The organism is Armatimonadota bacterium (assembly GCA_020354555.1).
Classification (GTDB): domain Bacteria; phylum Armatimonadota; class Hebobacteria.
The window spans coordinates 1,003,432-1,009,535 of the sequence record CP070648.1 but is presented as its reverse complement, the minus strand read 5'-3'; the positions used below and the strand labels follow the sequence as shown (position 1 = coordinate 1,009,535).

The following is a 6,104-nucleotide window of genomic DNA, read 5'->3' as shown; positions in this document are numbered from 1 at the left end:
TCCGAAGACTAGGTACAGCACGAGCGCGACGAGCGGACCGCCGATGGCCAGGATGAGCGGCAGCGCGAACAGAATGCGTCTGCGGTTGGCGCTCTTGGCCCACCGCCCCTCCTCCGCGAGCACCGACGCGAGGACTGCAGCCTTATCCTGGCGTGCGCTGCGAAGGATGACGTGGGTCGGGAAGAGGATCCGGCCCTCCACCATCGTCTTTGCGGGCAGCCGTTTGCACGTGAGGTCGACGCGACCGTCCGCGATGGCGACGTTGCCCCACAGCGGCCCGTGCGCCCACGCGCGGATGTCGCTGCGCTGCACCGCGCCCGGAAGGTTCACGGTGACGCGCGCGAAGTTCGTCTGCGCCCCCCATTCCGTCCCGATGAACTGCCAGTAGAGTTCCGCGACATCGCGGTGCTTCTGCACCGCCCCCGCGACGTCGTAGGCGAGCACGAACGTCCGCGTCTCGTCGCTCGCCCGGTAATACCAGTACACCGTCAGCGCGTTGCCCTGCCGTGAGACACGGTAGGTCCCTGGTGACTGATCAGGACGTTCGACATAGGAAGTGCCGGGTTCACCGACGGCGAGACGAGTGACGGTCGTTCCCGGCGGGAGCTTCAGCACGCGGTACGCGTAGGTGAAGTCGCCGTTGAAGACGAAGTCGCGTTCCTCGCGCACGCGCATTGAGCCGTCCTGGCGGACTTCCGCCGTTATCTCCGCGCGGGCGAGACGAAAGTCCTTTGCCCACGCCGGCACGGCGAAGCAGGTGAGCAGTGCGATCAGCAAGACGCAGCGTGTAACGATGGCGCGATTCACGATCCCCTCCGGCATTCCCGGCGCGGGCGCGACCAGCACATATCCGACCCATTATACATCAAGGCGAACCGCGCCGCTCGCCGGCGCGACGAGCCAGGCCAGGCGTCACTGCGCGGGCGATAGCGAGCCGTCGTCCGCGATGCGCACTCCAAACGACCGCTCTTCCAGCGAACGGAGCATCTGCTGCCGGACACGGGGATCATCCACCAACTGCGGGCGGTAGCCCGTGATGTGGCACGCAATCACGCCCGCGCCGTTCATGCCGCCATCCGCGAACCTGGTCTGCAGCATCGCGGTTTCCTTGACCCGGTTGTTGAAGACGAAGTTGCCCAAGCTGTACGCAATGAGCTTGCCGCGATGGTACTCGAAGCCCTGCAGCACATGGGGGTGAGTGCCGACCACGAGATCCGCACCTGCCTCGATGCACTGCCGGGCGACCGACCGTTGGTACCCCTCCGGCCTAATCGCGCGTTCCTTCCCCCAGTGCAGGTACGCGATGACGATATCGGCTCTGGCGCTGGCCGAGCGAATCGCAGCGAGCATGTGCGCCGGATCGTAGGCCGGGGCGATCCCGGGGCGATCAGCGGCGGCGTACCAGGCCCCTGACGGGAGCACGCGGCTGGCTGCGATAAATGCGACCTTGTGTCCGCCGGCAGCGATGATCGCCGGCGCGGCGGCCGCGCTCAGGTTGGCCCCCGCCCCGGCGCTGTGCAGCCCTGCCTTCTGCACGTGCTCCAGCGTCTCGAGCAGGGCGGCGCCGCCGTAGTCGAGGCTGTGGTTATTGGCGAGGGATACAGCGTCAACGCCCGCCCGGCGCAGGCCGGGCAACAGCACGGGATCCGCGCGGAAGGTGTAATCCTTGTCGGCGGGCGTGCCGGTGGTCGCGACCGCGCATTCGAGGTTGCCGATGGTGAGATCGTCGGCGCGCAGCACGTCGCTCACGCCGCTGAGGAGATCCTCGGTGCCCCGTGCGGAGGCGAGCTTGCCGGCGCCTGATGCGAGCATGATGTCGCCGATGAAGGTGATGGTGGCGCGCTTCGGCGGTGGCTCCGGAGCTGCGGGCGGTTGGCGCTTGGGCCGCGCCCATCGCGGATACAGAAAGATGCAGAGGAGTGCTGCGATTACGAGGACAAGCGCCGAGATCCAAACTGCCTTTCGCATGCACGCACTCGCCGGCCCGGACCAGGTGTGTCCAGTATAGCCCATTCGGCGCGATCTGGCGAGGCGTTGCGCAAAGCGCTCCCGGCGCCCCCGTCACGTCCTAGGTCAGGTGCTTGAACTGCGGCAGCAGCGGCGCCTGGACCTTGAACAGCTCATCCACCATCTGCCTGATCTCCGCCAGCGACAGGGCTGAGGCCGCGAGCGGATCGTAGCAGCACGCGTGGTAGGCGGCCTGGGGGTCGCCGTTGATCGCCGCCTCGACCGCGAGTTCGTTCACTGCTGTGTTCACCTGGTTGAGCGCTGCGCACTGTATGGGCAGGGCGCCGACGTGAATCGGACCGAAGCCGGTCTTGGTCGCGATGACGGGAACTTCGACCGCGCACTGATCGGGCAGGTTGGTAATCAGCCCGGCATTAGCCACCGTGGCGTTGAACTCGAAGACCTCGTCGAAAAGCAGTCCGCGCACGATGCTGGACGCGTACTCGTGCGATCGGCCCAACTTGATCTCGACGCGTCCCGCGCCATAGTCCTCCATTGATTTCTGCCACTTCTCGGCCTGTTCCCGATCCTCGTACTCGTCGAGGATGTAGCGATGCCGGCCCGGGTTCCAGTTCTCGCCGTGCATGCAGTACTTCTCGATGAGCTCTGGGCGCTTGCGGAACCACCAGTTGTACTCCGAATTGTGCCCGCTCGATTCGGTGACGTAATAGCCGAGCGCCAGGAACATCTCGTTGCGCACGATGTCCTTGCGGTAGATCTCCGGACGCTGCATCGCCTCGCGCAGCAGCGGGTAGGCATCCTTGCCGTTCCATTCGAACCGGATCGCCCACGCCTGGTGGTTGATGCCCGCGCACGCGCACACGATCTCGTCCCGCGGCGCGCCGATCCACGAGGCAAGCATTCCGCCCAGGCCCTGCACGCTGTGGCAGAGCCCGACCAATCTGACGGAGGTCTCGCGCTGCATCGCCCGGCACAGCATTGACATGGGGTTCGTGTAATTCAGCAAGTAGGCGTTCGGCGCGTGGCGCTCGATGTCGCGGCAGATGTCGAGCATCATAGGGATCGTCCGCAGCGCGCGGAACACCGCCGCCGTGCCGTGCGTGTCGCCGACGTTGAAGTCCACGCCGTACTTCATGGGGATGTCAATCTCGGGCCGGAACCCATCGGCCCCATGAGCCAGAATCGTCGTGATGACGATGTCGGCGTCCTTGAGGCCCTCCGCGCGGTCCAGGGTCGCCTCGACCTTCGCCGGATACTGGCCGACCTCCATGATCCGATTCACCGCCCGGTGAGCGTAGTCCAGCCGCTGCTTGTCAATGTCGATCAGGGCAATGTGGGCATCCTGCATGTCCTCCCACGACATCATGTCTATGACCAGCGTCCGGGTGAAGCCCAGACTGCCGGCACCTACGAAAGCGATCTTCATCCTCAGACTCTCCTCAATCCCTCCACAATTCGACTCGCGCGGCCAAGCTAATGCTGCGTCCGCCGTTGCCAGACTACCATTCTACTGCCTCGGCGGCCCGCCGACCTTCACGCATCTGAACCATCGTCACCAAAGGGGCTGCCCGGCCATCCGGGCGATGCACAGTAACGGCCCCCTCGCCCTGCCTGCGATCGGCTCACCTTGTCGCCGGGCCGGACGACCTGCGGTGCGCTCCCCGGCAGACATGCGCCGTTCTCCCGCGAAGGGCCGTCGTTTCCGCCGCGCCGCCCCCCTTTCGGCCTCGTCCGCCTGGTCGGAGGCGCGCCCGCAACCGATGTCGTGCCGCTCCGCCGCGTCACAGCGTCAACCAAGAACAGCGTACGCGGGGAGGCGACGAGAGTCAATGCGGCACCCTTGGACATCTGCGCCTCTTTGATGTATATCGGGGATGCAATGGGAGGACGCGCGGAGTTCGGGGGCGACGGGCCCACCGACCCATAACGGCCATGGATAACGTGGCCTACCAGGCATTCTCCGCTCGCCGGATCAACGCGTCCTGCTCGCGGCGGGAAAGCTGCACGAACAAAGCGTTGAACCCGGCGACCCGAACCAACAGGTCGCGGTAACGCTCTGGATCCTCCTGAGCCGCACGCAAAGTGTCTACGTCCTGACAGTTGAGCTGCAGCTCTTGTCCGCCGTAGGCGAGAAACGCATCAATCATGGCCGCCAGCCGCGGGGGCACGTCGTCTCCGGCGACGGCGGCGGTCGTGAGGTTGAGATTCAGGTTGTACCCGCCCTGGTAATACTCGGCCGGCTTCAGCTTTCGGACGCTGTTGAGCAAAGCGGTGGGGCCTGCTATTGCCGTGCCCGTCGCGGCGCCGATGCTGTCAGCCACCGGCGCATGCGCCGGCCGGCCGTCGGCGGATGCCGCGATGTTGCGCCCGTCGAGGAAGTGCAGGCTGCGCACGACATGGCAGCTCAAGTGATGCGGGTGGCCCAGCTCCTTCTCCACGCGCTGCTTGACGCGCTCGCGCATAGCCACCAGCTCCAGCGCCCAGCGATCGGCGCGATCGTCATCATTGCCCCACTTGGGCCCGGCGAGGAGCTGCGCGCGGATCGCGGCGTCGTCCAGATTCCCCTTGAGGGCGGCGACAAGCGCGCGCAGCGACAGCGCCCGGTCGGTGAACACCAGTCGCTCGATATTCGCGAGCGCGTTGGTCGCGTTGGTCAGGCCGCGCTCGTACATACCAGGGAGGTCGTACGCCGTGTGGAGGTCCCGACCGCGCGCCAGGCACCCGTCCATCAACGACGAGGTGAACGGGGTCGGCATCTCCTCCGCCATGCGGCGGCGCCACTCCTGATGCCGGGCGAACGCCCTGCGGCAGGTCTCCGTCATCTGTGCTTCGAGCCGGGCGCACAGATCGTCCATGCAGCGAATCCGATCGGGCGCATCGAGTTCGAAGAGGACGGCGTTCAGCTCTGCCAGATAGTTGAGGTCCGGGCCGAGGGCCGATTCGGCGACTTTGCCCGGCATGCCCAGTTCGTTGCACCCGATGACGCAGTACGACCACGCGTCCTCAGGCGCGATGCCGGCGTTTATCAGTCCCGCCGTGGTTTGCTCATCGCCGACGAGAAGCGGCATGCTCAACCCCCCGCGCAGCATCTCGACGGCGCGGCTTTTCACGCGCGGATCCATCCCCCGGTGCCACCGCAGGAAGAGGTGCGGATCGCCCACGCGCGCCAGCGCGAAAGCGTCCAGGATACACAGGGTCAGCTCGCTGCATTGATCGGCCCCGTCGTGATCCAGACCGCCGACCGTCACCGCCTGGGTCTTGGAGAAGCTGCCCCAGACGGAGTTCGCCGTCAACTTGAGCAGGAACGCGGCGAGCAGTTCAGTCGTCCGTTCGCCGTCCCGCGCTTCATCGGCAAACGGCTGCAAGATGCGATCGAGCAGACCGACGGACACCGAGAAGCCGTGACCTTCTATGGCAATCGCCAAATGCACCAGGGCGATCGTCTGGAGAGCTTCGAACAGGTTACGGGCGGGCTGAGCAGGCACGCGGCGGCAGGCATCGGCCACCCGCACCAGCGCATCGCGCAGGGACGGGTCGGTAGCCGCGTCGGCGGCCTCCTCGGCAGCGTCAGCGTAACGCTGCGCCCACGCGACGACCGCTTCGCATGCGATCACCGCTGCCTCGCGGAACTGGCGTACAGCAGCATCGCCCTCACCCGCGTCGCGGCGCGCCTCGGCAATCACCGATTCAAGGCCTTCGCGCACCACACGCTGCACGTCCGCCGCCAGGTGGCCGACCGCGCCGGCGCCGCCGAACGACCGCCCTTCCCAATACGACCGCAGGTCCGCGGGAATCGCGTCGCCGTCGAGAAAGCCGGTCGTCCAGTCGTGCTCCACCTCGGCCTGGTCGGGAACGAGGAACCCGTATTCCGGCAGCAGCATCCATGCCCGAGGACGCGAGGACGTGTTTCCGGCGAACACGGGGTTGGTGTGCAGGTCCAGCGTCATGTGCTCCAGGACATGCCGGAACGCATGGGCGCGCCGGAGCACCGCCGGAACCTTCTCGTACTCGCGGCAGGCCTCGGTCACCAGCCGCGCGCGCTCCAGGCACACCGTGTCCGGGGTGGAGATCAGTGTCTCCCGGATGTGGCTGACCAGACCTGTCATCGCATCGCCCGACTCACGATTGCGCCGCGT

Annotated in this window: 4 protein-coding genes; all 4 read right to left on the bottom strand. The window is 66.5% G+C overall.

All coding sequences use genetic code 11. The features are described 5' to 3' along the window. Window positions 1-807, bottom strand: an 807-nt coding sequence (locus JSV65_04160) for a DUF2207 domain-containing protein (GenBank protein ID UCH35552.1), incomplete at its 3' end; no start/stop codon positions are given. Window positions 808-912: 105 nt separating this feature from the next. After that, window positions 913-1,968 (bottom strand): CapA family protein, encoded by a 1,056-nt coding sequence (locus tag JSV65_04155; protein ID UCH35551.1) that lies wholly within the window; start codon window positions 1,966-1,968, stop codon window positions 913-915. A 100-nt stretch (window positions 1,969-2,068) separates the two neighbouring features. Next, a complete protein-coding gene (locus JSV65_04150; protein ID UCH36695.1) occupies window positions 2,069-3,400 on the bottom strand; it encodes an alpha-glucosidase/alpha-galactosidase in 1,332 nt (443 codons plus the stop codon). 514 nt (window positions 3,401-3,914) lie between these two features. Continuing rightward, complete coding sequence (locus tag JSV65_04145) at window positions 3,915-6,074, bottom strand: hypothetical protein (protein UCH35550.1); 2,160 nt, start codon at window positions 6,072-6,074, stop codon at window positions 3,915-3,917. Between the last annotated feature and the right edge of the window lie 30 nt (window positions 6,075-6,104).